General features: G+C 68.0%; 17 protein-coding genes and 1 tRNA gene. 9 read left to right on the forward strand and 9 right to left on the reverse strand.

The window, feature by feature from the left end; all coding sequences use genetic code 11:
- Positions 1-6 precede the first annotated feature (6 nt).
- Both RX333_RS15885 and pnp read right to left on the reverse strand, forming a co-directional pair.
- Positions 7-981 carry a serine hydrolase domain-containing protein gene (locus tag RX333_RS15885; protein ID WP_316015938.1) on the reverse strand — a complete coding sequence of 325 codons (975 nt, stop codon included), beginning with the start codon at positions 979-981 and terminating at the stop codon, positions 7-9.
- A gap of 82 nt (positions 982-1,063) precedes the next feature.
- Positions 1,064-3,187, reverse strand: a complete 2,124-nt coding sequence (gene pnp, locus RX333_RS15890) for a polyribonucleotide nucleotidyltransferase (RefSeq protein WP_316015939.1) — start codon at positions 3,185-3,187, stop codon at positions 1,064-1,066.
- Between the two features lie 262 nt (positions 3,188-3,449).
- On the opposite strand from pnp, the gene RX333_RS15895 reads away from it, so the two are divergent.
- Positions 3,450-3,944 carry a hypothetical protein gene (locus RX333_RS15895; protein WP_316015940.1) on the forward strand — a complete coding sequence of 165 codons (495 nt, stop codon included), beginning with the start codon at positions 3,450-3,452 and terminating at the stop codon, positions 3,942-3,944.
- A 57-nt stretch (positions 3,945-4,001) separates the two neighbouring features.
- Here RX333_RS15895 and rpsO read toward each other — a convergent pair whose 3' ends face one another.
- The 6 genes from rpsO to rbfA all read right to left on the reverse strand — a co-directional run bounded on the left by rpsO (position 4,002) and on the right by rbfA (position 8,723).
- Positions 4,002-4,271, reverse strand: coding sequence for a 30S ribosomal protein S15 (gene rpsO, locus RX333_RS15900; RefSeq protein ID WP_316015941.1), 270 nt, complete (start codon positions 4,269-4,271; stop codon positions 4,002-4,004).
- A 129-nt stretch (positions 4,272-4,400) separates the two neighbouring features.
- Entirely contained in the window at positions 4,401-5,279 is an 879-nt protein-coding gene (locus tag RX333_RS15905; RefSeq protein ID WP_316015942.1) for a DMT family transporter, read from the reverse strand.
- Positions 5,276-5,830 carry a DUF1643 domain-containing protein gene (locus RX333_RS15910; RefSeq protein ID WP_316015943.1) on the reverse strand — a complete coding sequence of 185 codons (555 nt, stop codon included), beginning with the start codon at positions 5,828-5,830 and terminating at the stop codon, positions 5,276-5,278. Before RX333_RS15910 ends, RX333_RS15905 begins: the two co-directional genes overlap by 4 nt.
- The gene (truB, locus tag RX333_RS15915) at positions 5,827-6,729 is read right to left on the reverse strand and encodes a tRNA pseudouridine(55) synthase TruB (RefSeq protein WP_316015944.1); all 903 of its coding nucleotides are present in this window, start codon (positions 6,727-6,729) and stop codon (positions 5,827-5,829) included. The genes RX333_RS15910 and truB overlap by 4 nt, the downstream gene beginning before the upstream one ends.
- Positions 6,704-8,287, reverse strand: a complete 1,584-nt coding sequence (locus RX333_RS15920) for a sulfotransferase family 2 domain-containing protein (RefSeq protein WP_316015945.1) — start codon at positions 8,285-8,287, stop codon at positions 6,704-6,706. Before RX333_RS15920 ends, truB begins: the two co-directional genes overlap by 26 nt.
- A gap of 25 nt (positions 8,288-8,312) precedes the next feature.
- The gene (rbfA, locus tag RX333_RS15925; protein WP_316015946.1) at positions 8,313-8,723 is read right to left on the reverse strand and encodes a 30S ribosome-binding factor RbfA; all 411 of its coding nucleotides are present in this window, start codon (positions 8,721-8,723) and stop codon (positions 8,313-8,315) included.
- 90 nt (positions 8,724-8,813) lie between these two features.
- On the opposite strand from rbfA, the gene dapB reads away from it, so the two are divergent.
- Positions 8,814-9,617, forward strand: coding sequence for a 4-hydroxy-tetrahydrodipicolinate reductase (gene dapB, locus RX333_RS15930; protein ID WP_316015947.1), 804 nt, complete (start codon positions 8,814-8,816; stop codon positions 9,615-9,617).
- 170 nt (positions 9,618-9,787) lie between these two features.
- Here dapB and RX333_RS15935 read toward each other — a convergent pair whose 3' ends face one another.
- Positions 9,788-10,807, reverse strand: coding sequence for a zinc-binding dehydrogenase (locus RX333_RS15935; protein WP_316015948.1), 1,020 nt, complete (start codon positions 10,805-10,807; stop codon positions 9,788-9,790).
- A gap of 227 nt (positions 10,808-11,034) precedes the next feature.
- On the opposite strand from RX333_RS15935, the gene RX333_RS15940 reads away from it, so the two are divergent.
- The 7 genes from RX333_RS15940 to RX333_RS15970 all read left to right on the forward strand — a co-directional run bounded on the left by RX333_RS15940 (position 11,035) and on the right by RX333_RS15970 (position 17,756).
- Positions 11,035-11,856: an SDR family oxidoreductase gene (locus RX333_RS15940; protein WP_316015949.1), complete on the forward strand. Its 822-nt coding sequence runs from the start codon at positions 11,035-11,037 to the stop codon at positions 11,854-11,856.
- Positions 11,857-11,859: 3 nt separating this feature from the next.
- Positions 11,860-12,618: an SDR family oxidoreductase gene (locus tag RX333_RS15945; RefSeq protein ID WP_316015950.1), complete on the forward strand. Its 759-nt coding sequence runs from the start codon at positions 11,860-11,862 to the stop codon at positions 12,616-12,618.
- A 99-nt stretch (positions 12,619-12,717) separates the two neighbouring features.
- The gene (locus RX333_RS15950; RefSeq protein WP_316015951.1) at positions 12,718-13,251 is read left to right on the forward strand and encodes an outer membrane beta-barrel protein; all 534 of its coding nucleotides are present in this window, start codon (positions 12,718-12,720) and stop codon (positions 13,249-13,251) included.
- 198 nt (positions 13,252-13,449) lie between these two features.
- A complete protein-coding gene (gene ileS / locus RX333_RS15955) occupies positions 13,450-16,377 on the forward strand; it encodes an isoleucine--tRNA ligase (protein WP_316015952.1) in 2,928 nt (975 codons plus the stop codon).
- Between the two features lie 112 nt (positions 16,378-16,489).
- Positions 16,490-17,020 (forward strand): hypothetical protein, encoded by a 531-nt coding sequence (locus RX333_RS15960; RefSeq protein ID WP_316015953.1) that lies wholly within the window; start codon positions 16,490-16,492, stop codon positions 17,018-17,020.
- A gap of 46 nt (positions 17,021-17,066) precedes the next feature.
- Positions 17,067-17,140, forward strand: a tRNA-Gly gene (locus RX333_RS15965).
- Positions 17,141-17,228: 88 nt separating this feature from the next.
- Entirely contained in the window at positions 17,229-17,756 is a 528-nt protein-coding gene (locus RX333_RS15970) for a hypothetical protein (RefSeq protein ID WP_316015954.1), read from the forward strand.
- The last annotated feature ends 143 nt before the right edge of the window (positions 17,757-17,899 follow it).

Here is a 17,899-nt window from a genome sequence, read left to right on the forward strand (position 1 = left end):
CGCGGCCTACGGATCGGCGTCGGCATCCGCCGACAGGATGACCGTGACGCGGCCGCGCCGGGGGATGGCTTCGGCGTAGGACGCAAAGCCGAGGTCGCCGCCCGCGTGGCCGTAGACGGGGCCATCGGTCGGGTCGTGATCCACGTTCACCCCGAGGCCATAGCCGTCGCCCTCCGCGTCGGCGATCAATTCGGCGAAGGCACGGCCGCCCAGCAGCGTCCGGTCGAGGAACAGGGCGCGGTACACGGCGGCCACGTCGCGCGCGCTGGCGATCAGACCGCCATCGGCGAAGCCGGGCTGCGCGTAGTAGCCTTCGATCTGAGAAGGAGAGGCGTCGAGCCCCGCCTCGTAGCCCGCCACGTCCGGCAGCGCGCCGGGACCGTGGCGCGCGGTCTCGCTCAGCCCGAGCGGCGCGAAGATGTAGCGGGCGAGATTTTCGGCCGTGGATCGGCCGGTGGCCTGATGCAGGACCAGCTCGGCCAACAGATAATTGGTGTTGGAATAGTCGAAGCCCGCGCCTGCCGGGAACAGGCGCGGCTGATCCGTGGCGATGACGAGAGCCTCCGCCAGCGGATCGTCGAGGCGGCGGGCGAGAATGTCCTCGACGAACTGGTCGTCGAGATAGTCGGGCAGACCGCTGCGCATTGCCAGCAGGTGCCGTGTGGTCGTGGCCTTCAGACCGCCGAAAGGCGCGGTGACGTCGCGCGGCAAAAGCGCGCCGACGGGGGTGTCGAGGTCGATCAGGCCATCTTCCTGCGCGCGCAGCAATGCGACGGCGAGATAGAGCTTGGCCACCGAGGCGATGGCGAAGCGGTCGGAGGGCAGCACGTCCCGACCGTCGGGGCCTCTCTGGCCGGTGGTCGTGGCGCGCCCGGTGCCGTTCTCAAAGATGAAGCGGCTCTCGCCGGGCGTCCATGCGGGCTGCGCCAGCACGGGGACGATGGTCAGCAGGAGGACCGCGACGGCGAGGAATGAGCGCATGGCTGCGAGCCTAGGCGACGCCCTCGCAAAATGAAAAGGCCCCGGATCGCTCCGGGGCCTTTCCTGTCTCGCGAAGGGGGCCTCAGCCCTCCTTCTTGATCTCTTCGCCGGTTTCCTGGTCGACGACCTTCATCGACAGGCGGACCTTGCCACGATCGTCGAAGCCCATCAGCTTGACCTTCACTTCCTGGCCTTCGCTCAGGATATCCTTCGGGTGGCCAACGCGCTCGTTCGACAGCTGGCTGACATGGACGAGCCCGTCGCGCTTGCCGAAGAAGTTCACGAAGGCGCCGAAATCCATCAGCTTGACGACCTTGCCGGTATAGATCTCGCCGACCTCGGGCTCGGCCACGATCGAGTGGATCATGGCGCGGGCCTTGTCGATGGCCTCGCCGTTCGGGGACGCGATCTTGATGACGCCGTCGTCGTTGATGTCGACCTTGGCGCCGGATTCCTCGACGATGGAGCGGATGACCTTGCCGCCCGAACCGATCACTTCGCGGATCTTGTCGGTGGGAACGGTCATCGTCTCGATGCGCGGCGCGTGGACGGAGAAGTCGGCGGCCCCTGTCAGGGCCTTCGCCATCTCGCCCAGGATGTGCATCCGTCCGTCCTTGGCCTGCGCCAGGGCAGTCTCCATGATCTGCGGCGTGATGCCCGCGACCTTGATGTCCATCTGCAGCGAGGTGATGCCGTTCTCGGTTCCCGCGACCTTGAAGTCCATGTCGCCGAGGTGATCCTCGTCGCCTAGGATGTCGGTGAGGACCGCGTAATCGCCGTCATCTTCCAGCACCAGGCCCATCGCGACGCCCGCGACCGCGGATTTCAGCGGCACGCCCGCATCCATCATCGACAGCGACCCGCCGCAGACCGACGCCATGGAGGAGGAGCCGTTCGACTCGGTGATCTCGGACACCACGCGGATCGTGTAGGGGAAGTCGGTCGCCGCGGGCAGCACGGCCTGAAGCGCGCGCCAGGCAAGCTTGCCGTGGCCGATCTCGCGCCGACCCGGACCCATCATGCGGCCGGCCTCACCCACGGAGTACGGGGGGAAGTTGTAGTGCAGGAGGAAGTTCGAGCGGCTCTCGCCATGCAGCGCGTCGATGATCTGCTCGTCGTCGCCGGTGCCGAGCGTGGTGACCACGAGGCCCTGCGTCTCGCCACGGGTGAACAGCGCGGAGCCGTGGGTCCGGGGCAGCAGGCCCGTTTCGCACACGATGTCACGCACCTCATCTAGCTTGCGCCCGTCGATGCGGTTGCCGTTCTTCACCACGTCGCCGCGCAGGACAGAGGATTCGAGCTTCTTCATGGCGGAGCCGAGATTAGCGTCCTCCAGCTCTTCCTCGCTCAGCTTTTCCTTGATGCTGTCGCGGGCGGCGGAGATGGCGGCCTGACGCTCCTGCTTGTCGCGGATGGCGAAGGCGGCCTTCATCTCGGCCTCGCCCAGATCGCGCAGGCGCGCGAACAGGTCGGAATAGTCCGGCGGGGTGAAGTCGAACGGGTCGTTCGCGGCCTGCTCGGCCAAGCCGATGATCATGTCGATGACCGGCTGCATCTGCTCGTGACCGAAGGTCACGGCGCCCAGCATCACTTCTTCCGACAGCTCGTAGGCCTCGGACTCGACCATCATCACGGCGTCCTTGGTGCCCGCGACGACGAGGTCGAGCTGCTGCTCGGGGTTCTCGCGCAGCTTGTGCATGTCGTCGACGGACGGGTTCAGCACGTATTCGCCGTTCGCGTAGCCGACGCGTGCGCAGCCGATCGGGCCCATGAAGGGTGCGCCCGACAGGGTCAGGGCGGCGGAGGCCGCGATCATCGCGACCACGTCCGGGTCGTTTTCGAGGTCGTGGCTCAGCACGGTGCAGATTACCTGCGTCTCATGCTTGAAGCCCGGCACGAAGAGCGGGCGGATCGGGCGGTCGATCAGGCGGGAGGTCAGCGTCTCCTTCTCCGTCGGACGCGCCTCGCGCTTGAAGAAGCCGCCGGGGATCTTGCCGGCCGCATAGTATTTTTCCTGGTAGTGGACCGTCAGCGGGAAGAAGTCGAAGCCGACCTTGGGCTGCTTTTCGAACACCACGGCGGCCATCACGGAGGTCTCGCCATAGGTGGCGACCACGGCGGCATCCGCCTGGCGCGCGATCTTCCCGGTTTCGAGCGTGAGCGTGTCACCGCCCCACTCGATGGATTTCTTGAATTCGTTGAACATTCTACGTCCTTCCGGGGGCTTGGCCCGGCCCTCCGGGTGCCCCTGTCATACGCGGCCCCATTGCCGCCAACCCCCTTCATCCTGTCCTGCGCGGGCCGGAGGGTCGCAGCGCCGCGTTTCAGATTGTGGGGATGTAGCGGAAAACGGGGGGGAAGGGTAGGGGGGGCTTTGTTAAGGGCCCATTGCAGAAACGATGTCAAAAAAGCGCCTTGCCGATGCGTAGAATCAAAACAATTTTGATGCGGCAGATATGGGAGAAGAAATGGGTATCGCGGCACTAGTCGATTGGTATGGTCCTTATAAGAGTTTCAAGCGCCTCAAGCGCGAGGCAGGTTATCTCGACTCAGAGAGATGCCTCTATATGGCCATCGAGAAGGCTGCAGGTTTTAGAAAGGTCGTTTATGTTGGGCTGACCATCTCACCAGGAACAAGGTTTAACAATCAGCATACACTCAATCACAATGCTGCTGATGAATATTATCTTGGGGAATTGACGACTACCGGTGTTCCAGGGCGCCGCCTCAAAGGGAATCGACCTAAGGATTTAGATGCTGCAGAGCGGGCATTGATTTCTTATCTTAAACCGAAATTTAACGTTCACCATGTTAATTCTGTGCCGTCAGAGTGCTGTGCAGTGGTTTCGCGATTCTTCGGAAGGAACAATTGGCAGAAGCCGAAACCCACACCGGATTTCATGCCTTGGGCAATATCCTACAATGAGTGGTCTGAGGGTTGGGCATCCGCATACAACCCATAGAGCACAGAAGGCCGCCCCTTTCGGGACGGCCCTTCGTGTCTGCAACCGGCGCGTCGCTCAGCGGCGGATGCCGAGGCGCTTGATGAGGTCCTGGTAGCGGGCCTCGTCCTTGCCGCGCACGTAGTCCAGCAGCTTGCGGCGCTGGGCGACCATCTTCAGAAGGCCACGGCGGGAGTGGTTGTCCTTCTTGTGGGTCTTGAAGTGCTCGGTCAGCGTGGTGATGCGGCTGGTCAGGATCGCGACCTGCACCTCGGGGGAGCCGGTATCGCCGTCCTTGGTGCCGTAATCCTTGATGAGCTTCTCTTTCAGCTCGGGCGTGATCGACATCGGGTCATCCTTTCGGTTCGTAGTCTGGGAAGCCCCGCGCCCCGCGGCCGATGCCGGGATGTCGTCCAGCATGGTCGGGAAACGGCGAAGGGGTCGCGGCGGCGGATCCCGCGCGACCCGGTGCCTATGTCACGATTCGGGGACGCGCGAAACCCCCTTCGCACGCCGCAGCGCCACGAGGTTCGAGACGACCAGCGCCGCCACCACGATGCCGCCGCCCAGCACCGCGCGGTCGCCGGGATCCTCCCCCACCACCCACCAGACGAGTACGGGGCCAAGGGCGGTTTCGAGCAGCAGGATCAGGCTCACCTCCGCCGAGGGCAGGTCGCGCGCGGCCAGCGTCAGCAGCGCGAAGCTGACCGGCGCGATGAACGCCCCCATGCCCAGCAGCAGCGGCAGGTCGGTCAGCGTCGGCAGCACCGCGCCGCCCATCGCCGCGCCGAACAGCACCGGGACCACCGTCGACAGGGCCAGCCCCGCCACCATCGGCCGCCCCGCGCCGAGACGGGCCAGCGTGAAGCCCAGCCCCATGCACAGCGAACAGCCGAAGGCCGCGAGGTTGCCCGACCAGTGCGCGACGCCGCCGGTATCCTCGCCGCTCAGCAGCAGGCCGACGCCGATCAGCGCGGTCAGGATCGTCAGCACGACGCGGGGCGACAGGCGTTCGCCCAGCAGCAGCCACGAGATCAGCGCGGCCCAGAGCGGGGTGAGCGCGATGACGAAAAGGGTGTTGGCCACTGTCGTCCACGAGACGGCGAGGGTGAAGCACACATTCGCCACCCCCATCGTCGCGGCGAAAGCGAGGCCGACGCGGCCGAGCTGGCCGACGGGCACGCGCCCGCGATGCAGCACGGCGAGCCCGGCCCACAGCACCGCGCCCTGAAAACCGGCGCGCCAGACCATGATGGTCCACTCATCCGCGCCGATCAGGCGGTAGAGCAGCGTATCGGGCAGCAGGATCGCAACGGCGAGGACGGCAATGGCGAGGCCGCGCTGGCGGGGGGTCATGCCACGCCCTCCGGCCAATCGACGAAACCTTGGGCATAGCCGACATAGAGCGGGTGGCGCGGGTGGCCGTCGCGTGTCAGGCCGAGCACGCGCGGGCGCGCGCCCCACTTCGACAGCAGGGTGCGGACCCGCTTGCCCTGGCCGCGATGCGCGCCGTGCACGCCCCAACCGCAGACCACGATGTCGGCCCAGTCGCAGGCGGCGCGCAGGGCGGCGGCATTGCCCGGTCCCTCCGGTTCGGCGTGTGCCTTCAATTCGCGCGGATCGGTGGCCATCAGGGCGAAGAGGTTGACGACGCGGAACCCGCCGAAGCCGCCCGCGCGCGCCCGCCGTTCGCATCGCACGACCGTCGGATCGTTGCGCCGCTCGTCCGCCTTGGAGGGGTTGAGCATGATCCAGGCGAGGCGCGGGCCGTCCGACCAGCGCCGCGTGAGGGCATAGCGATAGGTGCCGCAGGGGGAGAATTCGGCCTCCGAGACGGTTTCGCCATCGACATGCCGCCGGATCGTGCATTCGGATTGGCGACAAATACTCCCGCCGGAGGCACTCACAGGTTGAAGACCCGCGATGGGTGCAGCATCCCCGCGCGATAGGTGCCGACGGCCACCGGCTCGCCGTCTAGGCTGGCCCAGCATTCCTCGCCGAACTCGGCGGCGGAGGCCACGACCTGGCCGGGATTGCCGTTGCGCAGGCGCACGGCCCCTTCGGGAGTGGCGCGCACCTCTTCCAGATCGTGCAGACCGGCGGCGAGGGGCAGCAGGTGGTCGTCGAGCGCGGGGTCGCGGGCCAGCCGTTCCAGCGTGTCCCAGTCGATACCGTCCTCCGGCTCGAACGGGCCGGACCAGACGCGACGCAGGTGGTCGACATGGCCGAGACAGCCGAGCCGTTCGCCAAGATCGCGCGCGATCGAGCGGACATAGCCGCCCTTGCCGCAGACCATCTCCAGCGTCAGCAGGTCGCCGTCGCGCTCGATCATCTCAAGGCTCTCGACATGCAGGGGACGGGCGGCGAGCTCCACCTCCTCGCCGTCGCGGGCGAGCTTGTAGGCGCGCTGACCGTCGATCTTCACGGCGGAGAATTTCGGCGGCACCTGCTCGATATCGCCGGTGAAGAAGGGCAGCGCCTCGCGGATCGCATCGTCGGTGGGTCGGTCGGTGGAGGTGGCGACGACCTCGCCTTCCGCGTCGTCGGTATTGGTGGCCGCACCCAGCCGGACGGTGAAGCGATAGCATTTGTCGGCATCGGTGATGAAGGGCACGGTCTTGGTCGCCTCGCCCAGGGCCACGGCCAGAACGCCGGTCGCCGCCGGGTCGAGCGTGCCCGCATGGCCTGCCTTCTTGGCATCGAGCGCCCAGCGGACCTTGTTGACCACGGCGGTCGAGGTGATGTCCGCAGGCTTGTCGATCACCAGCCAGCCGTGGACGTCACGTCCCTTCTTGCGTCGCGCCATTCTCGTCCCCTCCGCTCTCGTCCCCGTCCTGCGGGAGCGCCCGCTCATAGAGGTCCTGATCGGCGCGGTAAAGGCTGCGGATCGTCTCGACGACCAGAGGGTCGAAGGCATCTGCGATCCCTGGATCGAGGGCGATCTTGGCCGCGGCGCGGGCCATGCGGCGCGGCTCGACCACCAATCCATCGAGCTTGGTGAGGTCGGGGTGAATCCGGTCGGCGGCCACCGGCGTGGCGCCCGCGTCGATCAGCGGGGCAAGGTCGTGGGTCTGGAACCGCGTCTCGGGATGGCCACCCGCGTCGAGGAAGACCTCGGCACGACGGCGCATGAAAGTCAGCAGGATTGCGACGTTGCGCCGGTGCGCCTCGGTGTCCTGCGGGTCCGGAGTCCAGTCCTCGCGCCGCTCCAGCACCGTCAGGTGCGGCAGCAGACTCGAGGCGGGGCGCTTCGCGATCAGGTCCGCATAGGCCGCGCCGAGGCGGGTGACGGGATCGCGCAGGATGGCCAAGGCCCGGACCGTTCCCGCGGCGATCTCCTCGCGGGAGGCGTCCTGCGGCTCCAACGCGTTGCCGCTGCGTTGCAGGGCATAGACGGCCCATTCCACTCCCGACAGCGCGGCGCCGCCCAGCCCGGTTGGTGGTGCGCTGCCCTCCACCATCGTCAGGCGCAGGTGATTCGGGCTGATGGCGAGCGGCGTGCGCGTAGGCCGGCGGTCGGGGGCCTGCCCGGCCCAGCGGGCGGTCGCGCGGGCGTGCAGGCGGGTGTCGAAGCGGTAGAGCTGGCGGATCGCGGAGGCGAGCTCCTCGGTCACCAGACCCGTCAGGCCGGGCGGGCGGCTCGACGTGTTGCGCGCCTTCACCGCCTGCATCCGCTCGGCCATGTCGGGGATCACGGGGCCGACCAGCAGCGGCAGTTGCCAGTCGAGCCCTTCGAGCGTCAGGTGGTTGACCGGGAACATCCGCCCCCGCTTCACGCGGGAGACCTGCGGGCGCCAGTGGTAATTCTGCGCAAGCTCTGTCCCGCCGTCGAGATTGTCCGCCACCCAGTCGAGCAGGCGGGCGAGGTTGGCGCGGTGCCCCTCGACATCGAGGTCGCGCGACAGGTCGACGACGCCGACCTCCTCCAGGTGCGCGCGGATGCGGGGGAAATTGACCTCCCCCTCGCCCCAGATCTTGTCGAAATACATCGAGACGAACCGGTCCACCGGGTCGCGCAGAACGGTGAAGACGTAAGGGCTCGCCTTGACCTCCGCCTCGGCGGACGCGTCGGCGCGGATCAGCCCTTCCTCCCCGTCATGGATGAAGATGCCGTCGGGATGCTCCTTCCCGTGGTCGAGCGCGTAGAACAGGTTTTTCAGGAAGGTGCAGCCGCATTTGGTGATCGGCAGGTAGTAGATCGGGAAGCTCTGCGTCGTCAGCAGGAAGGACGGGTCACGCGCGAGCTCGTCCATCTCGGCGCGGCGGGCGGCGCGGCGGGCCTCCTCCTCCGGCGTCAGGATGCGGCGGCTGCTCTCGGGATCTCTGGGCCGCGCGCGGCGCAACCAGTCGGGCAGGCGCAGCATCGCTCAACCCGCCATGCCCGGACCTTCAGTCCGGGGACTCGAGGTCGCGGCGAACCTCGTCGAGGGCGAGCAGGCGGCGTGTCTCATCCATCCGATCATAGCTTTCATCGGCCCGAAAGCGAAGGTCGGGCGCGTATTTCAGGGTGACCGCCTTGGTAACCGCCCGGCGCAACTCGCCGTGGTTGCGCGCCAGCGCCTTGATGACGGCCTGTACGTCGCCGCCGCCCAGCGGCATGACGAAGACGGTGGCGTGGCGCAGGTCGGGGCTCATGCGGACCTCGCCGACCGTGATGGAGGTGCGGTCGAGTTCCGGGTCGTGCAGGTCGCCGCGCATCAGCGCGTCGGACAGGGCGCGGCGGATCAGCTCGCCCACGCGAAGCTGCCGCTGGGAGGGGCCTGCGCCCTCGTGATGGATGTTCCTTGCCATTGGGCGCATGTCGTGCGGATCGGGCGGCGTGTCAAGCCGCGCCCTTGCCCCGGAGGGCCGCGCGGCGCATCTAGGGACGCGACAGACGGGAGGACGGGCATGATATCAGTGACGGTGACGGGTGTGTCGGGCCGGATGGGCCGGATGCTGGCGCAGGCGGTGGCCGAGGATGCGCGCTGCACGCTGGTGGGCGCGACCGTGCTGCCCGAAGACGACTGGGCGGGCAAGCGGCTGGGCGACGTGCTGCCGGTGACAGGATCGGACGTGGTCGTGGCGACCGAGGCCATCGACGCGATCGCCGCCTCTGACGCCGTGATCGACTTCACCGCGCCCGAGGCGACGGTGGAGCACGGGACGCTGGCCGCACAGGCGGGGGCGGTGCATGTGATCGGCACCACGGGGCTCTCCGACGAACAGATCGCGCATCTGGAGCGGTGCGCCGTGCATACCCCGGTGATCCGGGCGGGCAATTTCAGCCTGGGCGTGAACCTGCTGACCGTGCTGACGCGCAAGGTCGCGGCGGCGCTGGGCCCGGACTACGACATCGAGATCGTCGAAATGCACCATCGGCACAAGGTGGATGCCCCCTCGGGCACCGCGCTGATGCTGGGCGAGGCGGCGGCGGAGGGTCGGGGGATCGACCTCGCTGCCAACCGTGAATCGGGGCGTGACGGCATGACGGGCGCGCGGGGCGAGGGGGCCATTGGCTTCGCCGCGCTGCGCGGCGGCGACGTGGTGGGTGAGCACTCGGCGATCTTCGCCGGACCGGGCGAGCGGATTACGCTCGGCCACATCGCCAGCGACCGGATGCTGTTCGCCCGCGGCGCTGTGACCGCGGCGGTCTGGGGTCGGCAGCAGAAGGCGGGCAGTTACGACATGGTGGACGTGCTGGGGCTGAGCTGAGCGGTCGAGGCTCCGGCTCAGGGCCGGAGCGGTGATCGGGCGGGATGCACCGTCCCGGCGTTGGTCCCGGACTTGATCCGCGACCTCGCGGTGGCAGGAGGTTCCGGCTCAATGCCGGAGCGGGACCGGGGATTGAGCGGCCCCGGATCAGGTCCGGGGCATGGGTTCGCTCAAGGCTTGATGAAGACCTTGCCGTCCTTGATCTTCGTCGCCTCGGGCAGCTTCTCCATCGCCTCGGCCAGCGGCACGATGGCGGCGACGTCGGTTTCCCACTTCCCGGTGACGAACCGCTCCTGCACTTCGCCGATCACGCGGCCGATGGTCTGCTGGTCGGTCTCCTGCATCCAGCGGGTCAGCCAGAACCCCTCGATCACCTTGTGTTGGAAGATGAGCTGGCCCATCTGCGTCAGCTTCGGCGGCTGGGTGGAGAGCTTGCCGTAATTCACCCAGCGGGCGCGGTTGGGCATGGCGAAGAACACGTCCGCCGTCGCCTGATCGCCCACCGCGTCGAGCAGCACGCGCGGTTTGCGCGCGCGCAGGATGCCGGACGCCTTCTCCAGCATGTCGTCCTCGGTGGTGACGAGCACCTCCTCGGCCCCCAGCTCGCGCAGCGCGTCGCCCTGCTCGGCGCGGCGAACCATCGCGATGGGCGCGATGCCCGCGTCCCGACCCAGTCCGATCAGCAGCTTGCCGAGTTGCGAGCCGGCGGCGTTGAGGATGAAGCTCTCGGCCCCGCTCTCGCGCACGATATCGAACATGGCCATCGCGGTCAGCGGATTGACGATCTGGCCGGCCGCGTCCTCCTCGTCGAGATCTGGGCGGCAGGGCACGAGCCCGCGCGCCTCGGTCAGCGCGTAATCGGCCCAGGTGCCCGAATGGGTGGCGTAGAAGCTGACCCGCTGCCCGACGAAGGGCGTGTCGCCGGCGACCACGGTGCCCACGCCTTCGAAGCCCGCGGGGGTGTCCTTCACCCGCGGCTGGCCGTACTCGCCCTTGATGAAATGCAGGTCGGAGGGGTTCACCGCGGCGAGGTCCACCTTGATCAGCGCCTGGCCCTCTCCCGGCTGCGGCACGGGAACCTCGCGCAATTCCAGGTAGGGGTCGAGGCTGTCGATGGCCGGGCCTTCCTGCGTGCCGGAATAGCCTTCGTTCAGTTGCGCGAGCGCGCGCATCGTGTCGGGAATGCTCATGGGATCCTCCTGTCGGTCGCCCATGAGGGTAGGGACGCGCCGCGCCCGCACAAGGGCTGACGCGGGGGAAGGTGGTGGGGGTCGCGCCGGAGTATTTGGACCAATCCGAAGCGGCCTGCCTTTCGGATTGGCGCAAATACTCACGTCGGGTCAGGTGCGACTTGGTTTGACGGCTGCGGATGGCGCGGTCACTGTCCAGCCGCAAAGACAATCGGAGGGGAGCGATCATGAGCTATTTCGAGGACCTGTTTTCGGTGAAGGGCAAGGTTGCGCTGGTCACCGGCGGGGCGACCGGCATCGGGCGGATGATCGCCGAGGCGCTGGCGCATGGCGGGGCGACGGTGATGATCTGCTCGCGCAAGCTGGATGCGTGCCAGGCCACGGCGGACGAGATCAACGCCGACGGGCCGTCGGGCCGGGTCGAGGCCTTCGCGGCGGACGTTTCCACCCCCGAGGGGGTCAAGGCGCTGAGCGACGAGATCAGAGGCCGGGTGGCAGAGCTGCATATCCTCGTCAACAATGCGGGCATCACCTGGGGCGAGCCCTACGAGAGCTTCCCGATGGAGCAATGGACGCGGATCATGGACGTCAACGTGGGCGCAATGTTCACGCTGACCCGCGACCTGACCCCGCTGCTGGAGGCTGCGGGCAGCGATGCGGACCCCGCGCGGGTCATCAATATCGGGTCTGTCATGGGGACGGTGCCGCTGGCCGAGGGGGCCTATTCCTACACGATGTCGAAGGCCGCCGTGCATCACATGACCAAGGTGCTGGCGGGCGAGCTCGCCGGACAGCGGATCACGGTCAATGCCTTCGCGCCGGGTCCCTTCCCTTCGAAGATGACGCGGTTCGCCACCGGCACGCCCGAGAAGGCGGAGAAGGTGGGCGGCAACGTGCCGCTGGGCCGGATCGGCGCGCCCGCCGATATCGCGGGGGCGACGCTTTACCTTTGCGGGGCGGCGGGGGCCTACGTGTCGGGCGCGATCCTGCCGCTCGATGGCGGGATGAGCGTACAGACGCCGGTCAACCTGTTCGCGCAGGGGGAGTGAGCCATGAGCGATGAACGGACGATCCTGATTACGGGGGCTGCCGCGGGGCTGGGCCGCGCGACGGCCGAAGCCTTCGCCGAACGGGGGGCGCGGTTGGTGCTGGCCGACCGTGCAGGCGAGGTCGAAGACGTGGCGCGCGACCTCGGTGCGGTTGCGCTGCGCGGCGACGTGACCGAGCCTGCCCATCACAAGGCGCTGGTGGCCAAGGCGGTGGAGGTCGGCGGGCGGCTCGACGTCGCGATCAACAATGCGGGCGTCGCGCATCCGCCGATGCGGATCGAGCAGACTCCCGAGCAGGTGGCGCGCATGGTGGTCGAGATCGACCTTTTGGGCGTGATGTGGGCGATGCAGGCGCAGATCCCACAGATGCAGGCGCAGTTCCGCGACAGCGGGCAGGGGGGCGTGATCCTCAACACCGCCTCGATCGCCGGGCTGGTGGGGGCCGCGACGCTGGGGGCTTACGGGGCCGCGAAGCACGGGGTCGTCGGGCTGACGCGCGCGGCGGCGATCGAGAATGCGCGGCGTGGCGTGCGGGTCAACGCGATCTGCCCCGGCTTTACCCGCACCGCGATGACCGAGGCCGCGATCTCGCTCGGCCCCGACCGCGAGGCGGCGGAGGCGGAGCTGGTGCGCGGCGTGCCGATGCGCAGGCAGGGCGAGCCCTCGGAGATCGTGGCCGCCATGATCTTCGCCGCCGATCCGGCCAACAGCTTCATGACCGGGCAGACGATCGCGCTCGATGGCGGGGTAACGGCTTATTAACGTCTCAACTGTCACATTTTGATGGAACTTTTTTGCGTCCCGTGCGTAGTTTAAACCGTGGGTTGTGCGGATCGTCCGCACAACCGAGGGGTGACCATCATGATGCTGACCAGACTGCTTGGTATTGTCTGCCTGCCGATCCTGTCGGCGGGCCTGGCGCATGCGCAGACCGCGGGCGAGGGATTGTATCTTGGCGCCGCGGGCGGTGGGCAGCTCGCCTCGCTCGATGGCGGGCCGGAGGCCGACGGAGGCACGCTCGAAGGGTTCGCCGGCTACGCGTTCGAGATCGGTGATAGCGCCTTCGTGGCGGGGGAGGTCAACTACACGATCTCCGGCGCGGACGATAACGGGCTCGATCTGGATGACAGCTACGGCGTGGGTGCCCTGGCCGGTTACGACGTGACGCGGAACACGGCGGTCTACGGGCGTCTGGGTTACCAGCGCGGCGAGGGCGAGACGCCGGGCGGCAACTTCGACGAGGACGGCCTGCGCTATGGGCTGGGCGTCGACATGGACGGTCCCGCCGAGTACCGCCTGCGGATCGAGGTCGATCGGATCGAGTATCAGGACGTGGACGGAGGCGCCGATCTGGATGCTGACCGGCTGAGCGTCGGGGTCTATCGCTTCTTCTGACCGCCGGTCGCGACCGGGTGTCGCGCGGCTGGACGGGCCGCGCGGGCTGCGCTATCAGGCAGTCATGATGGACGGGCTTCGTTTCACGATACGAATTATCCGCCCGGCGCGCTGACGGCGCTGCCGGGACAATGGTGCATGGCCTGGCCGCACCGCCCCCTCCTTTCCCAGACATGACCGCCGAGACGGAGCCGACCCATGTGCGCCGATACGCCCGACTACAAGTCCACCCTCAACCTGCCCGAGACCGATTTCCCGATGCGTGCGGGCCTGCCGAAGCGGGAGCCGGAATGGCTCGCCCGCTGGCAGGAGATCGGGGTCTATGACCGCCTGCGCGAGAAGGAGGGTCGGGAGCCCTTCGTCCTGCATGACGGCCCGCCTTACGCCAACGGGCACCTGCATATCGGGCACGGGCTGAACAAGATCCTCAAGGACATGGTCGTCCGCTCCCGCCAGATGATGGGCCACGATTCGCGCTACATCCCCGGCTGGGACTGCCACGGCCTGCCGATCGAGTGGAAGATCGAGGAGAAGTACCGCGCCAAGGGCCGCAACAAGGATGACGTACCGGTCAACGAGTTCCGGGCCGAGTGTCGGGAGTTCGCGCGCGGCTGGGTCGACATCCAGCGTGAGGAATTCCAGCGGCTGGGCGTCACCGGCGACTGGGCCGACCCTTACCTGACGATGGATTTCGGGGCCGAGGCGGTGATCGCCGAGGAGTTCATGAAGTTCGTGATGAACGGTTCGCTCTACCAAGGGTCGAAGCCGGTCATGTGGTCGCCGGTCGAGAAGACCGCGCTGGCCGAGGCGGAGGTCGAGTATCACGACCGCCAGACCGACGCGATCTGGGTGCGTTTCCGTGTGGAGCCTGCGGGTGACGTGATCCGGCTGATGGAAGCGGGCGCGGATAGCGAGGGCACGGGCCTCGGCACCGTTTCGCCTGATCTGTCCAACGCCTCCGTGATGATCTGGACCACGACGCCCTGGACGATTCCGTCCAACCGGGCGGTGTGCTTCGGGCCGGATATCTCCTACGGGCTCTACGAGGTGACGGGCCGCCCCGAGGAATGCTGGATGACCATCGGCGAGAAGGTGATCCTGGCCGATGCGCTGGCCGAGGAGGCGTTGGGCGCCGGTCGCCTGACGCCCGACATGTTCCGCCGCCTGCGCGACGTCGGTCCGAAGGAGCTGTCCGCGCTGACGCTCGCGCACCCGCTGCGCGGGATCGAGGGCGGCGCGGGCGAGTGGGATTTCGACGTGCCGATGCTGGCGGGGGACCACGTGACCGACGATGCCGGGACCGGCTTCGTGCACACGGCGCCCGCGCATGGTGACGACGACTACCAGATCGGGCGGGCGCACGATCTGCCGATGACCTATAATGTCGAGGTCGACAGCTCCTACCGCGCTGACTTGCCGCTGTTCGCGGGCGAGATGGTGGTGAAGCCCAATGGCAAGCCGGGCGGCGCCAACCGCGCGGTGATCGACCGGCTCAAGCAGGTCGGCGCGCTGGCCGCGACCCGGCGCATCACGATCTCCGACGCGCATTCCTGGCGGTCGAAGGCGCCGGTCATCCGGCTCAACCGCCCGCAATGGTTCGTTGCGATCGACCGGGCCATCGGCGGCGACGACAGCTATGGCGAGACGATCCGGCAGCGGGCCATGACGTCGATCGAGGAACTGGTGACGTTCACGCCCGCGCGCGGTCGGAACCGCCTGCGCTCGATGATCGAGAGCCGCCCCGACTGGGTGCTGAGCCGCCAGCGCGCCTGGGGCGTGCCGCTGACCTGCTTCGTCAAGCGGCTGGACGGCGGCGCGGTCGAATTGCTTCGCGACGAGGCGGTCAATGCCCGCATCGGCGAGGCGTTCCGCACCGAGGGCGCCGATTGCTGGTTCGAGGACGGGGCCGCCGAGCGGTTCCTGGGCGAGCGAGCCTCCGAGGGCTGGGAGAAGGTGACCGACATCCTCGACGTCTGGTTCGATAGCGGCTCCACCCATGCCTTCGTCCTGCGCGAGCGGGGGGAGAAGCGCCCGGCGGACGTTTATCTGGAAGGGACCGACCAGCATCGCGGCTGGTTCCACTCCTCGCTGCTGCAAGGCTGCGGCACGATGGGGCGCGCGCCCTACGACGCCGTGGTGACGCATGGCTTCACGCTCGACGAGAAGGGCCTGAAGATGTCGAAATCGCTCGGCAACATCATCGCGCCCGCCGAGGTGGTGAAGCAGTACGGGGCCGACATCCTGCGCCTGTGGGTGGCGCAGACCGACTACACCGCCGATCATCGCATCGGGCCGGAGATCCTGAAGGGCGTCGCCGACAGCTATCGCCGGTTGCGCAACACCTTCCGCTTCATCCTGGGCAACCGGGCAGAGCATGAGGCCGTCGCGCGCGCGGACATGCCGGAACTGGAACAGTGGGTGCTGCACCGGCTGGCCGAACTCGACGGGCAGGTGCGGGAGGGCTACGCCGCCTACGACTTCCAGGGCGTGTTCCAGAAGCTCTTCACCTTCTGCACGGTGGACCTGTCGGCGGTCTATTTCGACATCCGGAAAGACGCGCTCTACTGCGATGCGCCGGACAGTCTGGAGGCGCGGTCGGCGCGCACCGTGCTCGACGCGCTGCACGCGCATCTGACCACCTGGCTGGCACCCATCCTGACCTTCACGATGGAGGAGGTCTGGCTCGACGTACATCCCGAGGGCTGCGTGCACCTGGAGGATTTCGCCGAAGTGCCCGCCGACTGGCGCGACGACGCGCTCGCCGCGAAATGGGCGCGGGTCCGCGCGGTGCGCCGCGTGGTCACCGGCGCGCTGGAGGTCGAGCGCACGGCCAAGCGCATCGGCGCCTCGCTGGAGGCTGCCCCGGTCGTGCACGTTGCCGATGCCGAGCTGCGCACCGCGCTCGAAGGTTTGCCTCTGGCGGATCTCTGCATCACATCCGACATCACGGTGACGGGAGATGCGGCGCCAGAAGGCGCCTTCACCCTCGACGACGTGCCGGGCGTTGCGGTGGTGCCCGCGCGGGCCGATGGCGAGAAATGCGCCCGCTGCTGGAAGGTGCTGCCGGATGTGGGCACGCACGCGCACGAAGGCGTGTGCGGACGCTGCGAGACAGCGCTGGGTTGAAGACGTGTGCCCCGCGCAACAGATCGAGCGGGGCCGACGGGCGGGGTATGGCCCGAAGGCCGCGATCGGGTTAGCAGGTCAGGCGAGACACGAGATGACGAAAGGCCCGACCATGATCCTGCGTTCTGCCGGTGCACTGATCCTTGCAGCCTCCCTCGCGGGTTGCGCGGCACCCAACCTGTCGAGCGCCGAAGATGCCGGCCTCACCCGCGAGGAGCGGCTGACCTACGGATTCTCCGGCGCGCGGGTCCATACGGAAAACGCCGCCCACTCCCTGATCGGCCGCGACGTCACCGCCGAGGAACTGAGCGCGGCGCTCGAACGCGCGGCGGACGAATACATGGTCTGGACCGGTGGCGACCGCCCGGCGATCGTGTCGATCGACATCGAGGCGGTGAACATCATCTCCGCGGGTCAAACGATGCTGGTCGGCGGGGTCAGCGCGTTGCAGGGCACCGTTTCCATGACGGATGCCGAGACAGGCGTTCAGATCGGAGACGCGGTCACGATCATCACGCGGGGCGACGGATACGCGCCGGGCGGGCTGCTCGGCGTCGTCACCATGCGCGAGACACCGCTCGAGGTCGACGCGCTGGCCGAGCAGTTCGTCCGCCAGGCGCGCCGGGTGCTGCTGGGCGGCTGATCGCGCTTGAAGCCATCTGCGGGGCGGGATATATCCGCCCCACTGCGCGGGCGTTGTGTAGTGGTAAGACCTCAGCCTTCCAAGCTGATGACGCGGGTTCGATTCCCGCCGCCCGCTCCACTTTCCTTTCCTTGTCGCGATGATGTCGCCGGATCGCGAGGCCGCGCTAGGTTGCGCTGCGGTTCTCATCCCGTGAAAGGGTCGCGACATGCGCCGCCTCGTCTCCGCCTCGATGCTCGTTCTGCTGACCGCCTGCACCGCGCAGACATCCTCCCTGCCGCTGCCCGATAGCGGGCTGACGCGGGAGGAACGTCTCGCCATCCGCTTCGACGGCGCGGACGTCACGGCCGCAGGTCTCGCCACGCAGACCATCGGTCGTACGATCCGGGAGGCGGACGTCCAGCGCGCCGTGACCACCGCGGCCGCGCGCAGCCTCAGCTGGAACGCGGGCACCCGCGACGCGGTGGTGCGCCTGACGGTCACGCGGGTCGAGATCGCCCGTCCCGACGCGGTGCCGCTGCCCGGTGCGTTGAGCCTGATGGAGGGCGAAGTTGCGCTGTTCGACGCGGCCACCGGCATGCAGATCGGCGCGACCGTGCCCCTGTCGGTCAACGGCGAAGGCTGGCGCATCGACGGGTTGCAGGGCGAGGCGCTCGCCCGCGAAAGACGGCTGGAGCTGACGCGCCTCGCCTTCCAGTTCACCGCCGTGGCACGCCGCGCGCTGCTGGGCGGCTGACGCGCACGAATCTCCTTGCGGGACGGGGGTTGAATGGATTAGTCAGCCGCCATAATTCCGCGCCCATACGCAAAATTACGGGAATCTGAGACATGGCAAAGGCAAAGTTCGAGCGCACGAAGCCGCACGTGAACATCGGGACG

The organism is Roseobacter sp. HKCCA0434 (assembly GCF_032464675.1).
Lineage (GTDB): Bacteria > Pseudomonadota > Alphaproteobacteria > Rhodobacterales > Rhodobacteraceae > Pontivivens.

Coding starts and splice junctions, on each gene's coding strand:
- RX333_RS15885 (WP_316015938.1), bottom strand. CDS start 981: ATGCGCTCATTCCTCGCCGTCGCGGTCCTCCTGCTGACCATCGTCCCC.
- pnp (WP_316015939.1), bottom strand. CDS start 3,187: ATGTTCAACGAATTCAAGAAATCCATCGAGTGGGGCGGTGACACGCTC.
- RX333_RS15895 (WP_316015940.1), top strand. CDS start 3,450: ATGGGTATCGCGGCACTAGTCGATTGGTATGGTCCTTATAAGAGTTTC.
- rpsO (WP_316015941.1), bottom strand. CDS start 4,271: ATGTCGATCACGCCCGAGCTGAAAGAGAAGCTCATCAAGGATTACGGC.
- RX333_RS15905 (WP_316015942.1), bottom strand. CDS start 5,279: ATGACCCCCCGCCAGCGCGGCCTCGCCATTGCCGTCCTCGCCGTTGCG.
- truB (WP_316015944.1), bottom strand. CDS start 6,729: ATGGCGCGACGCAAGAAGGGACGTGACGTCCACGGCTGGCTGGTGATC.
- RX333_RS15920 (WP_316015945.1), bottom strand. CDS start 8,287: ATGCTGCGCCTGCCCGACTGGTTGCGCCGCGCGCGGCCCAGAGATCCC.
- rbfA (WP_316015946.1), bottom strand. CDS start 8,723: ATGCGCCCAATGGCAAGGAACATCCATCACGAGGGCGCAGGCCCCTCC.
- dapB (WP_316015947.1), top strand. CDS start 8,814: ATGATATCAGTGACGGTGACGGGTGTGTCGGGCCGGATGGGCCGGATG.
- RX333_RS15935 (WP_316015948.1), bottom strand. CDS start 10,807: ATGAGCATTCCCGACACGATGCGCGCGCTCGCGCAACTGAACGAAGGC.
- RX333_RS15940 (WP_316015949.1), top strand. CDS start 11,035: ATGAGCTATTTCGAGGACCTGTTTTCGGTGAAGGGCAAGGTTGCGCTG.
- RX333_RS15945 (WP_316015950.1), top strand. CDS start 11,860: ATGAGCGATGAACGGACGATCCTGATTACGGGGGCTGCCGCGGGGCTG.
- RX333_RS15950 (WP_316015951.1), top strand. CDS start 12,718: ATGATGCTGACCAGACTGCTTGGTATTGTCTGCCTGCCGATCCTGTCG.
- ileS (WP_316015952.1), top strand. CDS start 13,450: ATGTGCGCCGATACGCCCGACTACAAGTCCACCCTCAACCTGCCCGAG.
- RX333_RS15960 (WP_316015953.1), top strand. CDS start 16,490: ATGATCCTGCGTTCTGCCGGTGCACTGATCCTTGCAGCCTCCCTCGCG.
- RX333_RS15970 (WP_316015954.1), top strand. CDS start 17,229: ATGCGCCGCCTCGTCTCCGCCTCGATGCTCGTTCTGCTGACCGCCTGC.